The organism is Amorphus suaedae (genome assembly GCF_053629675.1).
Genome location: NZ_JBRJIT010000001.1, coordinates 3,013,901 through 3,030,966, shown reverse-complemented (window position 1 = coordinate 3,030,966; position 17,066 = coordinate 3,013,901). Strand labels below are relative to the sequence as shown.

16 protein-coding genes are annotated in these 17,066 nt (G+C 69.8%); 8 read left to right on the top strand and 8 right to left on the bottom strand.

The features are described 5' to 3' along the window. Positions 1–20 precede the first annotated feature (20 nt). The gene (gene dnaQ / locus AB7M35_RS13495) at positions 21–755 is read left to right on the top strand and encodes a DNA polymerase III subunit epsilon (RefSeq protein ID WP_453960459.1); all 735 of its coding nucleotides are present in this window, start codon (positions 21–23) and stop codon (positions 753–755) included. A 40-nt stretch (positions 756–795) separates the two neighbouring features. Here the strand turns inward: dnaQ and secB are convergent, their stop codons facing one another. Together secB and AB7M35_RS13485 are read right to left on the bottom strand one after the other, a co-directional pair. Further along, complete coding sequence (gene secB, locus AB7M35_RS13490) at positions 796–1,302, bottom strand: protein-export chaperone SecB (protein WP_453960457.1); 507 nt, start codon at positions 1,300–1,302, stop codon at positions 796–798. 113 nt (positions 1,303–1,415) lie between these two features. Further along, entirely contained in the window at positions 1,416–1,931 is a 516-nt protein-coding gene (locus AB7M35_RS13485; protein WP_453960455.1) for an FxsA family protein, read from the bottom strand. A 290-nt stretch (positions 1,932–2,221) separates the two neighbouring features. On the opposite strand from AB7M35_RS13485, the gene AB7M35_RS13480 reads away from it, so the two are divergent. From AB7M35_RS13480 to AB7M35_RS13470, 3 genes are read left to right on the top strand one after another with little or no spacing between them, the layout of a single operon-like run. Continuing rightward, a complete protein-coding gene (locus AB7M35_RS13480) occupies positions 2,222–2,935 on the top strand; it encodes a Tim44/TimA family putative adaptor protein (RefSeq protein ID WP_453960454.1) in 714 nt (237 codons plus the stop codon). Beyond that, on the top strand, positions 2,935–4,092 hold the full coding sequence (gene mltA, locus AB7M35_RS13475; RefSeq protein WP_453960452.1) for a murein transglycosylase A: 1,158 nt from the start codon (positions 2,935–2,937) through the stop codon (positions 4,090–4,092). The genes AB7M35_RS13480 and mltA overlap by 1 nt, the downstream gene beginning before the upstream one ends. Further along, positions 4,082–4,678: a Smr/MutS family protein gene (locus AB7M35_RS13470; protein WP_453960451.1), complete on the top strand. Its 597-nt coding sequence runs from the start codon at positions 4,082–4,084 to the stop codon at positions 4,676–4,678. The genes mltA and AB7M35_RS13470 overlap by 11 nt, the downstream gene beginning before the upstream one ends. Before the next feature lie 13 nt (positions 4,679–4,691). Here the strand turns inward: AB7M35_RS13470 and trpS are convergent, their stop codons facing one another. From trpS to rph, 6 genes are all read right to left on the bottom strand, one after another. Further along, complete coding sequence (gene trpS, locus AB7M35_RS13465) at positions 4,692–5,741, bottom strand: tryptophan--tRNA ligase (protein ID WP_453960449.1); 1,050 nt, start codon at positions 5,739–5,741, stop codon at positions 4,692–4,694. Positions 5,742–5,830: 89 nt separating this feature from the next. Then, a complete protein-coding gene (gene murJ / locus AB7M35_RS13460; protein ID WP_453960447.1) occupies positions 5,831–7,411 on the bottom strand; it encodes a murein biosynthesis integral membrane protein MurJ in 1,581 nt (526 codons plus the stop codon). Positions 7,412–7,595: 184 nt separating this feature from the next. Beyond that, positions 7,596–10,415 (bottom strand): [protein-PII] uridylyltransferase, encoded by a 2,820-nt coding sequence (locus AB7M35_RS13455; protein WP_453960446.1) that lies wholly within the window; start codon positions 10,413–10,415, stop codon positions 7,596–7,598. Next, positions 10,412–11,686 carry a radical SAM family heme chaperone HemW gene (gene hemW, locus AB7M35_RS13450; RefSeq protein ID WP_453960444.1) on the bottom strand — a complete coding sequence of 425 codons (1,275 nt, stop codon included), beginning with the start codon at positions 11,684–11,686 and terminating at the stop codon, positions 10,412–10,414. The genes AB7M35_RS13455 and hemW overlap by 4 nt, the downstream gene beginning before the upstream one ends. Further along, positions 11,671–12,312, bottom strand: a complete 642-nt coding sequence (gene rdgB, locus AB7M35_RS13445) for an RdgB/HAM1 family non-canonical purine NTP pyrophosphatase (RefSeq protein WP_453960442.1) — start codon at positions 12,310–12,312, stop codon at positions 11,671–11,673. The genes hemW and rdgB overlap by 16 nt, the downstream gene beginning before the upstream one ends. 5 nt (positions 12,313–12,317) lie before the next feature. After that, positions 12,318–13,034, bottom strand: coding sequence for a ribonuclease PH (gene rph / locus AB7M35_RS13440; protein WP_453960441.1), 717 nt, complete (start codon positions 13,032–13,034; stop codon positions 12,318–12,320). A gap of 213 nt (positions 13,035–13,247) precedes the next feature. On the opposite strand from rph, the gene hrcA reads away from it, so the two are divergent. The 4 genes from hrcA to AB7M35_RS13420 all read left to right on the top strand — a co-directional run bounded on the left by hrcA (position 13,248) and on the right by AB7M35_RS13420 (position 16,916). Then, complete coding sequence (hrcA, locus tag AB7M35_RS13435) at positions 13,248–14,330, top strand: heat-inducible transcriptional repressor HrcA (RefSeq protein ID WP_453960440.1); 1,083 nt, start codon at positions 13,248–13,250, stop codon at positions 14,328–14,330. A 192-nt stretch (positions 14,331–14,522) separates the two neighbouring features. Beyond that, positions 14,523–14,828 (top strand): hypothetical protein, encoded by a 306-nt coding sequence (locus AB7M35_RS13430; protein ID WP_453960439.1) that lies wholly within the window; start codon positions 14,523–14,525, stop codon positions 14,826–14,828. Positions 14,829–15,063: 235 nt separating this feature from the next. Further along, on the top strand, positions 15,064–16,266 hold the full coding sequence (locus tag AB7M35_RS13425) for a pyridoxal phosphate-dependent aminotransferase (RefSeq protein ID WP_453960438.1): 1,203 nt from the start codon (positions 15,064–15,066) through the stop codon (positions 16,264–16,266). A gap of 170 nt (positions 16,267–16,436) precedes the next feature. Then, a complete protein-coding gene (locus AB7M35_RS13420) occupies positions 16,437–16,916 on the top strand; it encodes a DUF992 domain-containing protein (protein WP_453960437.1) in 480 nt (159 codons plus the stop codon). Positions 16,917–17,066 lie beyond the last annotated feature (150 nt).

The window sequence follows — 17,066 nt, the reverse complement described above, 5'->3', positions numbered from 1 at the left end:
GACACGGGACACGGACCAGCATGCGCGAGATCGTTCTTGATACGGAAACGACGGGCCTGAGCCCGAAGAGCGGCGACCGGCTGGTCGAAATCGGCGCGGTCGAGCTGATCAACCACATCCCGTCGGGCAGCCACTACCACGTCTACATCAACCCCATGCGCGACGTGCCGGACGAGGCCTACCGGGTCCACGGGCTGTCGACGGAGTTTCTGAAGGACAAGCCGCTGTTCGCCGACGTGGTCGACGAGTTCCTCGCCTTCATCGGCGAGGACACGCTGGTCATCCACAACGCCGACTTCGACATGGGCTTCATCAACTGGGAGCTCGCGCTGCTCCAGCGGCCGCCGATCGGCAACCACCGGGTCGTCGACAGCCTGGCGCTGGCGCGGCGCAAGCATCCGGGCGGTTCCAACACCCTCGACGCACTGTGCTCGCGCTACGCCATCGACAACTCGCGGCGCGAGAAGCACGGGGCGCTGCTCGATTCCGAGCTACTGGCCGAGGTCTATCTGGAGCTGATCGGGGGTCGGCAGTCGATGCTGTCGCTGGTCACCGGCGGCGGCCAGGACGGCGGCGGCGCGCGGATGAGGGGCGGGCAGCGGGCGCCGGCGCGCCAGCGTCCCGTGCCGCTGGTGCCGCGCCTCACCGAGGACGAGATCGCCGCCCATGCGGCGTTCCTGGCCACCTTCGGGAGCGATCCCCTCTGGCAGGCCTACATACCGTCCGCATCGGCAGACGCGGACGGTCGAAACTAGCGCCCGACCCGGCACGGAGGCCGGGCGGCGCGCAGCGGCCTCAGTTCGGCGTGGGCGAGCTGTTCTGGGCTTCGGCCAGATTGCGGCGGTAGAGCGCCGCGAAGTCCACCGGATCGATCATCAGCGGCGGGAAGCCGCCGTTGCGCGTCGCGTCGGCCACGATCTGGCGCGCGAACGGGAACAGCATGCGCGGTCCCTCGATCAGCAGGAACGGATGCAGGTGCTCCTTCGGAACGTTCTGCAGCCGGAAGATGCCCGCGTAGTCGAGTTCCACGTGAAACAGCCGGTTGTCGTCGGCGCCGGCGGTCGCCTCGAGCTTGAGGGTGACCTCGAAATCGGCCTCCGAGAGCGCCCGGGCCATCACGTTGACGTCGATGTTGATCTTCGGTCCGTCGGCCTGCTGCTGCAGCGACTGGGGCGCGCGCGGGTTCTCGAAGGACAGGTCCTTGGCGTACTGGGCAAGGATGCGGATCGACGGCTGCACGGCGTCGGTCCCTTCCGGTGCTCCGGCCGGCGCATCGTCGGTGGACGAGGAGAAGTCGCTCATAAGGCTGATCCGTTGATGGGCCGCATGCGCGGCGATGGGGGTCGGTTCCGGGTGAGGCCGTACGCCAATTCCGCCAGCGCCTCAAGGGCGGCGGGGATCGGCCGCGCGCCGGATCACCGGGGCGGGGTGCGCCGGTCCGTCAGTTCGCCGGGGTCCTTCCCGCTCCAGGGCGAGCTCGGATCCGCCGGCCCGTAGTCGTCGGCGTCGAGGTCGACCACGGGTCCGCGCGGACGCGGTCCGCGCCCGGCGGCGGTGGGCTTGGCGACGGTCACCGCGATGCGGCTGCGGATGAGGTTCCACAGCGTCTCGCGGACCGGCGGCACGAACAGCAGGAAGCCGATGGTGTCGGTGACGAAACCGGGGGTGAGCAGCAGGATGCCGGCGACGAGGATCATCGCGCCGTGGCCCAGCTCGGCGCCGGGCACGCGCCCGGCATCCATCTCGGCGCGGACGCGGCTGAGGATGGAGAGGCCCTGGTGGCGCAGCAGCATGCTGCCGATGACGGCGGTCAGGAAGACGAGCCCGATGGTCGGCAGCACGCCGATCTGGCTGCCGACGAGGATGAAGACCGATATCTCCATCACGGGGATGGCAAGAAGGCCCAGAAACAGGATCAGTCCAATAGGCATCGGCGGGCGCTCGTTTGCTCGTCGGGTTTCGGGCCGCTGGGATCGAAGCGGGGTGGCCGGGCGTCGGTCCGCCTCCCCATATGGTTGCCATGTTGGCGAGTGCGAGGGGCGATCGGCGATAGACCCGCCCCGATTGCTTCGATAGGGTGCCGACAACGACTGTTTTGTCGCGGTGCCTTTATCGGCGCCGATCGGGCATTACATATTCATGGGGCCGCGTGACGGCCAAATAGTGAGGGGCGCGCGCCCCAGCGGCAGCGCCGCGAGTGCGAGCCGAACGGTAGTCGGTTATGAGCGAGTTCTTCGACATCTACAATGTCATCTTCCTGGCACTCGCGGTGGCGATCTTTCTTCGCTTGCGCTCGGTGCTGGGTCGGCGCACGGGCGGCGAACGGCGGCCCTTCGACCCCTATTCGGCCCGCGAACGCAGCGAGCCCGCGACCGAGACCGGCCACGACAACGTGGTAACCCTGCCGCGCCCGTCGTCCGAGCCGGCCGGCTCGTCGGCGGCCACGATCGAGGAGCGGATCGCCAAGACCGCCGCGCCCGGCACCCCGCTCTACGACAAGCTTTCCGCCATCGCCGAGGTCGACCCGAGGTTCGAGCCGAAGTCGTTCGTCGACGGCGCCCGCATGGCCTACGAGATGATCGTCACGGCGTTCGCCGAGGGCGACCGCGCCGCGCTGGATCCGCTGCTGTCGAAGGACGTCCACGACGGCTTCGTTGGCGCCATCAACGAGCGCGAGCAGCGCAAGGAGCGCATCACCTCGACGCTCATCGGCATCGAGAAGGCGGACATCGTCGATGCGGCGCTGAAGGACACCACCGAGCAGGTGACGGTGCGCTTCCAGAGCCAGATGATCTCGGCCACCTTCGACGAGGCCGGAGAGGTGATCGACGGTGATCCGAACAAGGTGTCGGAGGTGACGGACATCTGGACGTTCGCGCGCGATGTCACGGCCTCCGATCCGAACTGGAAGCTGGTCGCCACCGAATCGGCCTGATGTCGGCGCGCCACGCCGGACGTCGCGCGGTCCGGGCGGCCCTTGTCGCCGTCGCCGCGCTCGGGGCTGCCATCATGCCGGCATCGTCGGCGACCCTCGCGACCCTGCCCGGCTGGGCCGATGCGCCGATGGCGGCGAGCCTGTCGGCGTTCCGCCGCAACTGCCCGGCTCTTGCCGTCCGGGCCCCCGCCTACGGGCCGGCGTGCGCGGCCCAGGCGGCCCTCCCCGACACCGTCGACGATCCCGCCGCCCGCGCCTTCTTCGAGACCTGGTTCCGGCCGGTGCGCGTCGGCGCCGAGGGCAGCGGCTTCCTCACCGGCTACTTCGAACCCGAGATCGCCGCCGCGCGGGTGCGGAGCGAGGCGTTCCCGGTCCCGGTCTACCGCCGGCCCGCCGATCTGGTCGAGATCGACCCGGCCGACGCCCCGGCCGGCTTCCCTGACGGTCTCACCTTCGCGCGCCGCACCCCGGCGGGCCTCGTCCCCTATTTCGACCGCGCCGCCATCACGGCCGGCGCCCTCGACGGACGCGACCTCGAGCTCGCCTTTCTCGCCGATCCGGTCGACGCCTTCTTCATGCAGGTGCAGGGCTCGGCGCGCCTGCGCTTCCGCGACGGCGGCATCCTCAGGGTCAACTACGCCGGCAAGACCGGCCATCCCTACACCGCCATCGGCCGCATCGTGGTCGAGGAAGGCCACATCCCGCGCGAGGAGCTCGACTACGCCCGGCTCCGCGACTGGCTGAAGGCGAACCCTGCCGACGCCGCCCGGATCATGGATCGCAACCGCTCCTACATCTTCTTCGCCCCGGTGGAGGGGCTGGGCGCGGACGACGGCCCGCTGGGCGCCGCCGGGTTTCCCCTCATCCCCGAGGTCAGCCTCGCCGTCGACCCCGACCACAACGCCTTCGGCACGCCGATCTGGATCGACGCGCGGCTGCCGGCGTCGGACGTGGCCGATGCGCCGTTCCGCCGGCTGATGATCGGCGAGGACCGCGGCTCGGCGATCATCGGGGCGGCGCGCGGCGACGTCTTCTTCGGATCGGGGGACGCGGCAGGCGAACGCGCCGGCCGGATCCGCCACGGCGCCACCTTCTACCGGCTGGAGCCGGTGTCGGCTCGGGCGGCCGCTCCGGCGGGCGGGTCCGATGAGCGTTAGGCGGCGCGGCCCGCGCCGGCTCAGCGACGAGGAACGCCAGCTCTGGCTGAAGGTCGCGGAGAGCGTCTCGCCCATCAAGGCGGCCCGGCGCATCGCCGCGAAGCCGAAGGCCACGCCGAAGCCGCCGCCCGAACCGGCCGCGCCGGCCGCCGAGGAGCCGGCGCCGCCGAAGACGCCCGGCAAGCCGGTGAGGGTGCGCCCGTCCAGGCCGGCCCCGGCGGTTCCGGTGACGGTGTCGCTGGCGAAGCCGCATCTTGCGGCGGTGGAGCGGAAGACCGAGCGCAAGCTCGCCCGCGGCGCCGTCGACATCGACGCGCGGCTCGATCTGCACGGGCTGCGCCAGGACGCCGCCCATCGGGCGCTGCGCGCCTTCATCGTCGGCGCCCAGAGCCGCGGCGCCCGGATCGTGCTGGTGATCACCGGCAAGGGGCGCACCGGCGACGGCGACGAGGCGGGCGTGCTGCGCCGCGCCGTGCCGCGCTGGCTGGAGGCGCCCGACCTGCGGCCGCTGGTGGTCGGCGTGTCGGTGGCGCACCGCAGCCATGGCGGCGACGGCGCGCTCTACGTGCAGGTCCGGCGGAAGTAGCCCCGCCCTGAGGTCAGCCCCGGCGGCTGCCGATGAAGCCGACGATGTCCTTCACCGCGTCGATCACCGGTGCCGCGATGGCGGCCGCCTGGTCGGCGCCCCGTCCGAGCACGCCGTCCAGGTAGCCCGGATCGTCGAGCAGCCGGCGCATCTCCGCGTTCATCGGCGCCAGCTTCTCCACCGCCAGTTCCGCCAGCGCCGGCTTGAAGGTGGCGAACGGCGCGCCGCCGAACTCCGTCAGCACCGCCTCGCGGCTCATGTCGGCGAGCGCGGCGTAGATGCCGACCAGGTTGTCGGCCTCCGGCCGGCCCTCCAGCCCCTTGGTGTCGCCCGGCAGCGGCTCCGGATCGGTCTTCGCCTTGCGGATCTTCTGGGCGATGGTGTCGCGGTCGTCGGTCAGGTTGATGCGCGAATTGTCCGAGGCGTCGGACTTCGACATCTTCTTGGAGCCGTCGCGCAGGCTCATCACCCGCGTCGCCGGGCCCTGGATCAGCGGCTCGGTCAGCGGGAAGAAACCCTCGTCGCCGTGTCCCAGCTCGGCGATCCGCGCCGCGTAGTCGTGGTTGAACTTCTGCGCGATGTTGCGGGTCAGCTCCAGGTGCTGCTTCTGGTCCTCGCCCACCGGCACGTGCGTCGCGCGGTAGGCGAGAATGTCGGCCGCCATCAGGTTCGGATAGGCGAACAGCCCGACCGAGGCGTTCTCCTTGTCCTTGCCGGCCTTCTCCTTGAACTGGGTCATCCGGTTCAGCCAGCCCATCCGGGCGACGCAGTTGAACACCCAGGCGAGCTCCGCGTGCTGATGCACCTGGCTCTGGTTGAAGATGATGTGCTTCTCCGGGTCGATGCCGGCGGCGATGAACGCGGCGGTGACCGAGCGGATCGCGGTCGTCAGCTCGGTCGGCTCCTGCCACACGGTGATCGCGTGCATGTCCACCACGCAGTAGACGCAGGGATACTCGTCCTGCAGCGACACGAACCGCGTGATCGCGCCGAGATAGTTGCCGAGGTGGAGATTTCCGGTCGGCTGAACGCCGGAAAAGACGCGAGGTTCGAACGTTGTCATCCGGATGGACCGATCCTGCCGCGGGAGAAAGCGAGGGGTTTATGGCGAAGCGGCGCGGGGTTCGCAACCCGCGCCGCGCGGAAAGCCGCTCAGGCGGGCGGGGCTGTGCGCCGGCGCCCGGCGATCTGGCCGATCGACCGCTTCAGGTCGATGGCGCCGGTCAGCTGGCAGAAGGCGAAGAAGGCGGCCATGCCGACGCCCACCAGCAGCACCAGGGCGCCGCCGCGCACCAGCAGCGAGGCGGACACGAACGCCGGCGCCAGCAGCAGCGCGAGGCCGTAGACGATCGCCCCCATCAGCACGCTGGACAGCAGGATCCGCGGCATCCGGCGCCGCAGCAGCGGGTCCGGCTGGAAGTCGCCGCGCCGCGCCAGCGTCGCCCACAGGAGGACGACGTTCACCCAGCCGGCGAGCGAGGTGCCGAACGCGATGCCGACGTGGGCGAGGATCGGGAACAGCGCCAGCGCGGTCACCACGTTCACCGCCATGGCGACGCCGGCGAACCACATGGGGGTGGCGGTGTCCTCGCGGGCGAAATAGGCGGGTGACAGCACCTTGATCAGCACGAACGCCGGCAGTCCGAGCCCGTAGGCGGCGAGCGCCCCGGAGGTCGCGATGGTGTCGGCCGCGTCGAAGGCGCCGCGCTGGAACAGCACCGCGATGATCTCGCCGGGCACCAGCACCAGCGCCACGGCCGCCGGCAGCGTCAGCACCAGCGAGAACTCCAGGGCGCGGTTCTGGGTGTGCAGCGCGCCGTCGCCGTCGCCGCCGCGCAGGCGCCGCGCCAGGTCCGGCAGCAGCGCCACGCCGATGGCGATGCCGACGACGCCCAGCGGCAGCTGGTAGATGCGGTCGGCGTAATAGAGGTAGGAGACCGCGCCCGGCAGGAACGAGGCGATGATCGTGCCCACCATGATGTTGATCTGGGTGATGCCGCCGGCGATCACGCCGGGAACGCCCAGGTTCAGCAGCCGCTTGACGCGCGGCGTCCAGCGGGGCCTGCGCAGGGAGAAGTGGAAGCCGTGGCGGCGCACCGCGATGAACAGCATCCCCGCCTGCACGATGCCGGCGGCGAACACGCCCCAAGACAGCACCCAGCCGGCCGCTTCCGTCTGCGCCAGCCCGGCCAGCCCGATGCCGGTCAGCACGGCGATCAGCACGATGTTCAGCATCACCGGGGCGAACGCGGCGGCGGCGAAGCGGTCGAAGGTGTTGAGGATGCCGGAGAGGAAGGCGACCAGCGACATCGCCACGAGATAGGGGAAGCAGATCCGCGTCAGCGCGACGGTGATGGCGAACTTGTCGGCGTCCTCGCCGGAAAAGCCCGGCGCGATCACCCAGACCAGCAGCGGCGTGAAGAGCTCCGCCAGCACCGCGGTGGCGAGCAGCACGACGAGCAGCGCCGACAGGATCTCCTCGGCGAACCGGCGGGCATCCGCCGCGCCGCCCTCCTCGACCGATCGGGCGAAGAGCGGCACGAAGGCCGAGTTGAACGCCCCTTCGGCGAACAGCCGGCGGAACAGGTTGGGCAGCTTGAACGCCACGAAGAACGCGTCGGCGACGATGCCGGTGCCGAGGAACGCCGCGATCAGGATGTCGCGGACGAAGCCCAGGACGCGGCTCATCATGGTGAACGAGCCGACGGTGGCGAAGTTGCGAAGCAGGTTCACGTCGGGAGCCCCTGGCGTTTCGAAGGCGAACTGGCGGCGGATCGCCGTCCGGAAACGCGGCGAACAATGGCTCCGGAGCTGTTTCCGACCGGTTACGACCGGACGCAGACATCTGATTGATCGGAAACGTCGCCGGACGCAATCGCTTCGGCGGTGCCGCCGCGCATGGCGCGCGGCGCCCGTCTCACGCGGCGGACGCGTCGCGGGGCTTCGCCGCCCGGATGGTGCCGTCGTCGAAGGCGGCGGTCAGCCGGCGCTTGATGCGGCCCTCGCGGGGCGCGTTCACCACCTTGTGGCCGATCAGGTCGGTCACGTAGAACACGTCGACCACCCGCTCGCCGAAGGTGGCGACGTGCGCCGAGGCGATGTTCAGGTTGAGGTCCGAGATCGCCCGGGTGAGGTCGTAGAGCAGGCCCGGCCGGTCCAGCCCGGAAATCTCCAGCACCGTGTGCCGCTCCGACCAGCTGTTGTGCAGCAGCACCTCGGTGGCGAGCCGGAACGGCTTCGGTCCGGACTTCTTGCGGATGCGCTGCTCCACCCGGTCGGGCAGCTTTTCGCGGCCGCTCAGCGAGCGCTCGATCAGGTCGAGGATCCGCTGCGCGCGCCGTGTCTCGTCGTCGACGCTGTCGAATTCGCGGCTGACGGCGATGGTGTCGAGCGCGAAGCCGTCGGTGGTGGTGAAGATCTGCGCGTCGACGATGTTGGCGCCGGCGACCGAGCACGAGCCGAAGATGACCGACAGCAGGCGCGGGTGGTCGGGCGCCATCACCGTCAGCCGCGTCACGCCGCTCATCCCCTCCACCTGCACGTCGGTGGCGAACTGCTTGCCCGACAGGCTGGCCTCGCGGATGAACCGCGCGTGGGCGATCTTCTCCGGCAGGTCGACGCGCAGCCAGTACGGATCGTAGTGCCGGTCGGTGTAGGCCTTCAGTTCCGCCTCCGGCCAGTCGGACAGGGCGTCGCGCAGCTGCTTCTGGGCGGCCGCCACCCGCTGGGCGCGGGAAAGCCGCGAATGGCCGCCGGCAAGCCGCGGCTCGGTCTCGTCGTAGAGCACGCGCATCAGCTGCGCCTTCCAGCCGTTCCACACGCCCGGTCCGACGGCGGCGATGTCCGCCTCGGTCAGGATCTCCAGCAGCTTCAGCCGTTCCGGGCTCTGCACGATCTCGGCGAAGTCGCCGATGGTCTTGGGGTCGCCGAGGTCGCGCGACTGGGCGGTCACGCTCATCACCAGGTGGAATTCCACCAGCCAGGCGAGGGTCTCGGTCTCCGAGGCGGAAAAGCCGAAGCGCGGCCCGAGCTTGCGGGCGATCTTGGCGCCCAGGATCGAGTGGTCCTCCGGCCGGCCCTTGGCGATGTCGTGCAGGAACATCGCGGCGTACAGCAGGCGCCGGCTCTGGATGGAGTTGAACAGCGCGGTTGCCAGCGGATGGCGCGATTCCAGCGAGCCGCGCTCGATGTCGGCCAGGATGCCGATGCTGCGGATCAGGTGCTCGTCGACGGTGTAGTGATGATACATGTTGAACTGCATCATCGCGACGACGCGGCCGAACTCGGTCACGAACCGGCCGAGCACGCCGGCCTCGTTCATGGCGCGCAGCACCGTCTCCGGGTCGTTCTTCGACGTCAGGATCTCGACGAACAGCCGGTTCGCCTCGGCGTTGTCGCGCAGCGTGGCGTCGATCAGCTTCAGCGACCGGCGGATCAGCGTCATCGCGTCGGGGTGAAAGGCCAGCCCGTGCTTGTCGGCGGCAAGGAAGATCCGGATCAGGTTGACCGGATCGGTCTTGAACACGTCCTCGTTCGCCACGCTGATGCGGTCGTGGTCGATGACGAAGTCCTCGAAGCCGCGGATCGTCCGCTTCTTGCTCCGCCGCATGGTGCGCAGGAAACGGTTGAGGCCGGGGGTCTGCTTGACCTGCTCCTCCTCCAGCGCGGAACAGAAGATGCGCGTCAGGTCGCCGACGTCCTTGGCCACCAGGAAGTAGTGCTTCATGAAGCGCTCGACGTCGCGCAGGCCCGGGTGCGACGTGTAGGCGAGCCGCAGCGCGATCTCGCGCTGCACGTCGAACGACAGCCGCTCCTCCGGCCGCCCGGCCAGGAAGTGCAGGTGGCAGCGCACCGCCCAGAGAAAATCCTCGCACTTGCGGAACAGCCGGTAGTCGCCGCGCGAGAACACGCCGAGGCGCACCAGCTCCTCGCCGGTGCGCACCCGGAAGAAGTATTTGGCGATCCAGAACAGGGTGTTGAGGTCGCGCAGGCCCCCCTTCCCTTCCTTCACGTTCGGCTCGACCAGGTAGCGCGACCGGCCCTGCCGGCGGTGGCGCTCGTCGCGCTCGGCAAGCTTGGCGGCGATGAACTCGGCCGCGGTGCCGCGCACCACGGATTCGTCGAAGCGCTTGATCAGCTCGGCCGACAGCTCCTCGTCGCCCCACAGCGGCCGTGCCTCCAGCACGGCGGTGCGCACGGTCATGTCCGAGCGGCTCATGCGGATGCAGTCCTCGATGGAGCGCGTCGCGTGGCCGACGGTCAGCCCGAGGTCCCACATCAGGTAGAGGATCGCCTCGATGACGCTCTCCACCCAGGGGGTCTGCTTGTAGGGAAACAGGAACAGGAGATCGATGTCGGAGCCGGGGGCCAGCGTGCCCCGGCCGTATCCGCCCACCGCGACGATCGAGATCTTCTCGGCCGAGGAGGGGTTGTCGGCCGGATAGGCGTAGGAGGTCACCACCTGGGCGATGGCGATGATGAGATCGTCGTGCAGCTTGGCGATGCGGCGGGCGCAGAGAATGCCGCCGCCGTCCTCGCCCAGAAGCCGCTGGATTTCCGCCAGCGCCGCTTCGCGTTCTTCCTTCAGGATGGCCAGGACGTCGCCGCGGGCGAGGTCCCAGTTTCCGCGGTCCTCGCGCAGGCGCTCGACGAGACGGTCCGTCAGCGCCGCGCCGTCGAGAACCGCTTGCGGTCCGTTGGGCACCCGCTTGATGCCCGGGGTATCGGCAAGCGTCACCAGGTTCGCTCCAGTGCGGGCCCTTGTGGCGACCGCTGTTGCTCCGTTGCGCGACCATAGCCGACCGGGGCGTCCGCCGCGAGATGGGTGTGGGCGGCGACCTCGCCGATCAGCGCATTGAGCACCAGCGTGCCGCGCTCGCTGGCGATCAGCCGGTCGTCGGCCCAGCGCAACAGCCCCTCGTCCTCCAGCGGCGCCAGCGCCGCGCGGTCGATGACGCGTCCGGTGCGGTTGCGGAGGCGGGTGAGGTCGATCCCCTCGGTCAGTCGCAGCCCCATGACCAGGAACTCCTCGGCGCTCTCCTCGTGGGTCAGCGGCGCGTCCTCCACGTAGCCGTGGCCGTCGGCTTCCACCGCACCGCGCCACGTCTCCGGCAGCTTGGCGGCCACCGTCGCATGGCGCACGCCCGCCACCGTCAGCCGGCCGTGGGCGCCGGGGCCGATGCCCACGTAGTCGCCGCCGCGCCAGTAGGTGAGATTGTGCCGGCATTCCGCGCCGGGCGCGGCATGGTTCGAGACCTCGTAGGCGGGCAGGCCGGCGCCGGCGGTGATCGCCCGGGTCGCCTCGAACAGGTCGGCGCCCAGGTCGTCGTCGGGGATGACGAACTTGCCGGCCTGGTGCAGCCGGTAAAAGGGCGTCTCCTCCTCGATGGTCAGCTGGTAGAGCGACAGGTGATCGGGGCCGAAGTCCAGCATCTCGCCCAGCTCGCGCTCCCAGGCGGCCAGCGTCTGGCCGGGGCGGGCGTAGATCAGGTCGCAGGAAATCCGCGAGAAGGTCGCGCGCGCGATGCCGATCGCCCGTCGCGCCGCGGCGACGTCGTGAAGCCGGCCGAGGAAGCGCAGCTGGTCGTCCTCCAGCGACTGGATGCCCAGCGAGACGCGGTCGACGCCGGCAAGCCGGTAGCCGGCGAAGCGGTCGGCCTCGACGCTCGACGGGTTGGCCTCCAGCGTGATCTCGCAGTCGTTGGCGATGCGCCAGGTCCGGCTCACCGCGTCGATGACGCGCCCGATCGTCTCCGGCGCCATCAGCGACGGCGTGCCGCCGCCGAAGAACACGCTGGTGACCGTGCGGCCCGGCACTCGCTCGGCGGCGAAGGCGAGCTCGCGCACCAGCGCGTCGGCGTAGGACGCCTGGTCGACGCCGCCGTGGCGGACGTGGCTGTTGAAGTCGCAGTACGGGCATTTGGCCGCGCAGAACGGCCAGTGGACGTAGACCGCGAGGCTGCCCTCGCTGCCCGCCGCCGGATCCGCGAGGGTCAGCGCGCCAGGCACGTTTCCGCCAGCGCCTTGAAAGCGCGCGCGCGGTGAGAGAGCGCTGTCGCCGCCCCGGGTCGCCATCCGTGCTTCTCCTCCGCCGTCATCTCTCCGAACGTCCGCTCGAAGCCGTCGGGAAGGAATATGGGGTCGTAGCCGAAGCCTTTCTCCCCCCTGGGCGGCCAGACCAGCGTTCCAGCCACCTCGCCGGGGAACACCTCCACGTGGCCGTCGGGCCAGGCGAGCGCCAGCACGGCGACGAACTGGCCGCGTCGCTGGTGGGGCGCGACCGCGCCGAGCCCCTGGAGCTTTTCCTCCACGTTGCGCATCGCCTGGGCGAAATCCTTGTCCGGGCCTGCCCAGCGCGCCGAATAGATGCCGGGCTCGCCGCCGAGCGCGTCCACCGCCAGGCCCGAATCGTCGGCGAGCGCCGGCTTGCCCGAGGCCGCCACGGCCGCGCGCGCCTTCAGGACGGCGTTCTCCACGAAGGTGGTGCCGGTCTCCTCCGGCTCCGGCAGGCCGAGGTCGGAGGCCGCCGTCACGGTGATCGGGAAGCTCGCCAGCAGGTCGCGGATCTCGCGCACCTTGCCGGCGTTGTGGCTGGCGACGACGAGTTCGCCTTCGGTGAAGGTGCGGACGGTCATCGCGGTCAGCTGATCGCCAGCTTCTGCAGCTCGACGAGCTGGCCGATGCCGAGCTCGGCGAGGTCGACGAGGCTCGCGAACTCCTCGCGGGAGAACGGGGTGCGCTCCGCCGTGCCCTGGATCTCGATGATCCCCTTGGAGCCGGTCATCACGAAGTTCGCGTCGGTCTCCGCCTCGGAATCCTCCGGATAGTCGAGGTCGAGCACCGGCGTGCCGCGGTAGATGCCGCAGGAGACGGCCGCCACGTGGTCGCGCAGCACCTGTCCGCCGCGCAGCATGTTGCGCGAGGCCATCCAGTTCAGGCAGTCCGACAGCGCCACCCAGGCGCCGGTGATCGCCGCCGTGCGGGTGCCGCCGTCGGCCTGCAGCACGTCGCAGTCGATGGAGATCTGGCGCTCGCCCAGCGCCTTGCGGTCGACGACGGCGCGCAGCGAGCGGCCGATCAGCCGCTGGATCTCCTCGGTGCGCCCGGACGGCTTGCCGGCCTTCACCTCGCGCTGCATGCGGGTGTTGGTGGCGCGCGGCAGCATGCCGTACTCCGCCGTCACCCAGCCCTCGCCGCTGCCTCTCAGCCACGGCGGGATGCGCTCTTCCAGGCTCGCGGTGCACAGCACGTGGGTGTGGCCGAACTTGACGAGGCACGACCCCTCGGCATGACGCGAGATGCCGCGCTCGAGCGATACGGCTCGCAGTTCGTCGGGCGCGCGGTTGGATGGGCGCATGCGGATGGTCTCCCCTGGGGGTGTCTCGGGTTTGCGGGGCCTAGTAACCAGCTTTGCCGGGAAGCGTAAAGGCGCGGCGCCGGTTCGGCCTTGACGGATGGTGCGCTGGCGCCAGCATAGGCTTACATAGGCAGTCGAGGGATCGGCCGGTCGCGGACGCGTCCTGCGCGTCGCGCGGCAGCGATCCCGTCCCATCACCTGGAGGCTTGCGCCGTGGCATCGGATCGCTGGATCGAACCGCCACACTCGAACCTGGTCGACCTCGACGCGAGGTCCCGGGACATCTTCAAGCAGATCGTCGAGTCCTACCTGGACACCGGCGAGCCCATCGGCTCGCGCAACATCTCCCGGCGGCTGACCACCGTGCTGTCGCCGGCCTCGGTGCGCAACGTCATGGCCGACCTGGAATCGCTCGGGCTCATCTACGCCCCGCACACCAGCGCCGGTCGCCTGCCCACCGAGCAGGGCCTGCGCTTCTTCGTCGACGCGCTGCTGGAGATCGGCGACCTGTCGGACCAGGACCGCGCCGGCATCGAGGCCCAGGTGCGCGCCGGCGGCTCCGACCGGGGGCCGGACGCGCTGCTGCACGAGGCGAGCCAGATGCTGTCGGGCCTGTCGCGCGGCGCCGGCGTCGTGGTGGTCTCCAAGGCCGACCTCCGGGTGAAGCACGTCGAGTTCGTGCGCCTCGACGCCGCCTCGGCGCTGGTGGTGCTGGTCGGCGAGAACGGCTCGGTGGAGAACCGCATCGTCGATCTTCCGCCCGGCCTGCCGTCTTCGGCGCTCACCGAGGCGACCAACTATCTCAACACCCACATCCGCGGGAAGACGCTCGCCGAGGCAATCACCGCGCTGAAGACCCTCAAGGTGCAGCAGCAGGCCGAGCTCGACGACCTCACCCAGCGGCTGGTCGACGCCGGCATCGCCACCTGGGCCGGCAGCGGCAGCAACGGCGACGGCACGCTGATCGTCCACGGCCGCGCCAACCTGCTGGAGGACCTCACCGCCCAGGAGGACCTGGAACGCATCCGCCGGCTGTTCGACGACCTGGAGAGCAACAAGGAGCTGCTGCAGCTCCTCGATCTCGCCGACGACGCCGACGGCGTGCGCATCTTCATCGGGTCGGAAAACAAGCTGTTCTCCATGTCCGGCTCGTCGCTGGTCGTGTCGCCCTACCGCGACGAGGACAACCGGGTGGTCGGCGTCCTCGGCGTCATCGGGCCGACGCGGCTCAACTACGGACGGATCATCCCGATGGTCGACTACACCGCCCGTCTCGTCGGCCGGCTGGTGCGCTGAGCCGGCGGGGGGCGCCCCGGCGGCCCGGAAATGCGGCTTGAATGAGACACCCGGCGCAAAAAGTCGCCATTTTCCCGAATCGCGTGGGTGCCTCGAACCGATTCGCGGTTTATATGTTTCCCTCAAGTGTTTGTGCGTCGTTCGGGGCCCGGGGGGTCTTCGGGAACCGGCTGCAGGGAGATCGAGGGTATGATGAGGAGCTTCGCCGCAACCGCACTGGTGCTGCTGGTGACCGTGCCGGCCGTTCCGGCTCTGGCGCAGCCCACTCCGGAGATCACCGTGACGCCGGGTGGCTACGCTTATCCCGGCCCCTACGGTCCGAACCTCCCCGGCGTCTACATGCTGACCAATTCCGGCCTGCCCACCGGCCCGGACATCAACAGCGGCCAGCTCAAATCGCCGAACCTCGACATGCCGGTCAACGGCCTCACCTACGACCAGCCCATGGGCCCGGTCGACGGGTGGAACGGTGCCGTTGGCCCGGGCTTCGCGTTCTAGCGCCTCTCCGGGCGGGCGGCTCCGGCCGCCCGGCAGGATCGGTTTCCGGTTACATCAAGGATCACCACGGTCCGGCCCGCGTGGGCGCGCGAAGCAGCAGGAAGGCGAGGCGGGAGACCGCGTCGCCAGATCACCATTGCGTTGCAGGCACGTGCGTGCGGGTTCGCGTGCGCTCCCCGGGGCGGGGCGCCGGACCAGCCCCCTCTCCAATCCCCTGAACTGAGGTACAGACAAGATGGCTCTTCTCGCCGACTCCCTGAGCCGCGTTAAGCCGTCCGCGACCATCGCGGTGACCAACAAGGCGGCCGAACTCAAGCGCGCCGGCCGCGACGTGATCGGTCTCGGCGCCGGCGAGCCGGACTTCGACACCCCGGAGAACATCAAGGAAGCCGCCATCGCGGCGATCCGCTCCGGCAAGACGAAGTACACCGCGGTCGACGGCATTCCGGAACTCAAGGAAGCCATCGTCGAGAAGTTCAAGCGCGAGAACGAGCTGACCTACAAGACCTCCCAGGTGTCGGTCGGCACCGGCGGCAAGCAGATCCTCTACAACGCGCTGGTGGCCACCCTGAACCCGGGCGACGAGGTGATCGTGCCGGCACCCTACTGGGTGAGCTATCCCGACATGGTGCTGCTCGGCGGTGGCGAGCCCGTGGCGGTCGAGACCAGCAGCGACACCGGCTACAAGATGACGGCCGCGGCGCTGGAAGCGGCGATCACGCCGCGCACCAAGTGGCTGATCCTCAACTCGCCGTCGAACCCGTCCGGCGCCGCCTACACCCGCACCGAGCTCGGCGAGATCGGCGCGGTGCTGGCGAAGCACCCGCATGTCTGGGTGATGACCGACGACATGTACGAGCATCTCGTCTACGACGACTTCGCCTTTACCACGATCGCCCAGGTGTGCCCGGAGCTGATGGACCGCACGCTGACGGTGAACGGCGTGTCGAAGGCCTACGCCATGACTGGCTGGCGCATCGGCTATGCCGGCGGCCCGGAGCAGCTGATCAAGGCGATGGCCAAGATCCAGTCCCAGTCGACCTCCAACCCGTGCACGATCTCCCAGTGGGCCGCCGTCGAGGCGCTCACCGGCCCGCAGGGCTTCATCGCGGAGAATAACATCATCTTCAAGGAGCGGCGCGACCTGGTCGTGTCGATGCTGAACCAGGCGACCGGCATTTCCTGCCCGACCCCGGAAGGCGCGTTCTACGTGTTCCCGTCCTGCGCCGGCACCATCGGCCGCACCTCCCCGTCGGGCAAGGCGCTGGAGACCGACGAGGACTTCGTCACGGAACTTCTGGAACAGGAAGGCGTTGCCGTTGTCCAAGGCAGTGCGTTCGGTACCGGACCCAACTTCCGCATCTCCTATGCCACCTCCACGGAGGCATTGGAGACGGCCTGCGAGCGGATCCAGCGGTTCTGCGGCAGCCTCCGCTAGGGGCGCCGTCCGCCGGATTTCTCCGGCAGCGGGTTCGTCCTGGGTGCACGCCTCCGAGCCCCGCGCATGGCGCGCGGCTCGGCCCGGCCGATCAGGCCGGTGTGGAAAGGCTGGTCCGGGGGGCGGAGCGATTGGCGCTCCCGCACCCGGATGCACACAGGAGATTTCGAATGTTCAAGACCGCTGCTGCCGCTGTCGCGCTCACCCTTGTCGCCGCCTCCGCCGTTCCGGCCGCCGCCCAGGAGCGGGCCAAGGTCGGCGTTCTGGAGTGCAACGTTGCCGGCGGAACCGGCTTCATCTTCGGCTCCACCAAGGATCTCACCTGCGTCTACAAGTCGGCCACCAACGACGTGACCCAGGCCTATGCCGGTACGATCAACAAGTACGGCATCGACATCGGCAAGACCGACCAGAGCCAGATCGTCTGGGGCGTGCTCGCCGCCGGCGAGAAGTTCGATCCGAACATGCTCGAGGGCAAGTATGTGGGCGCGACGGCTGAAGCCACGGCCGGCGTCGGCGTCGGCGCCAATGCGCTGATCGGCGGCTTCGAGCGCTCGGTCACGCTGAACCCGCTCAGCGTCCAGACGCAGACCGGCATCAACATCGCCGCCGGCGTCGCCGACCTGACGCTCGTCGGCACCAACAAATAAGACCGTCCGGCCTGCCTCGGCAGGTTGCTTCGGACCGGGCGCCCGCTGCGCGCCGGCCGAACGGCGGATGATCAGGGCGCCGGAGGATTTCCTCCGGCGCCCTTTTTCGTATCCGGCCGCGGCCTGTTCCGATCCGTCCTTGCTGCGCTG

Bases quoted from the DNA above. Each gene is read 5' to 3' on its own strand.
- dnaQ (WP_453960459.1), top strand. From the start codon at position 21: ATGCGCGAGATCGTTCTTGATACGGAAACGACGGGCCTGAGCCCGAAG.
- secB (WP_453960457.1), bottom strand. From the start codon at position 1,302: ATGAGCGACTTCTCCTCGTCCACCGACGATGCGCCGGCCGGAGCACCG.
- AB7M35_RS13485 (WP_453960455.1), bottom strand. From the start codon at position 1,931: ATGCCTATTGGACTGATCCTGTTTCTGGGCCTTCTTGCCATCCCCGTG.
- AB7M35_RS13480 (WP_453960454.1), top strand. From the start codon at position 2,222: ATGAGCGAGTTCTTCGACATCTACAATGTCATCTTCCTGGCACTCGCG.
- mltA (WP_453960452.1), top strand. From the start codon at position 2,935: ATGTCGGCGCGCCACGCCGGACGTCGCGCGGTCCGGGCGGCCCTTGTC.
- AB7M35_RS13470 (WP_453960451.1), top strand. From the start codon at position 4,082: ATGAGCGTTAGGCGGCGCGGCCCGCGCCGGCTCAGCGACGAGGAACGC.
- trpS (WP_453960449.1), bottom strand. From the start codon at position 5,741: ATGACAACGTTCGAACCTCGCGTCTTTTCCGGCGTTCAGCCGACCGGA.
- rdgB (WP_453960442.1), bottom strand. From the start codon at position 12,312: ATGACCGTCCGCACCTTCACCGAAGGCGAACTCGTCGTCGCCAGCCAC.
- rph (WP_453960441.1), bottom strand. From the start codon at position 13,034: ATGCGCCCATCCAACCGCGCGCCCGACGAACTGCGAGCCGTATCGCTC.
- AB7M35_RS13430 (WP_453960439.1), top strand. From the start codon at position 14,523: ATGAGGAGCTTCGCCGCAACCGCACTGGTGCTGCTGGTGACCGTGCCG.
- AB7M35_RS13425 (WP_453960438.1), top strand. From the start codon at position 15,064: ATGGCTCTTCTCGCCGACTCCCTGAGCCGCGTTAAGCCGTCCGCGACC.
- AB7M35_RS13420 (WP_453960437.1), top strand. From the start codon at position 16,437: ATGTTCAAGACCGCTGCTGCCGCTGTCGCGCTCACCCTTGTCGCCGCC.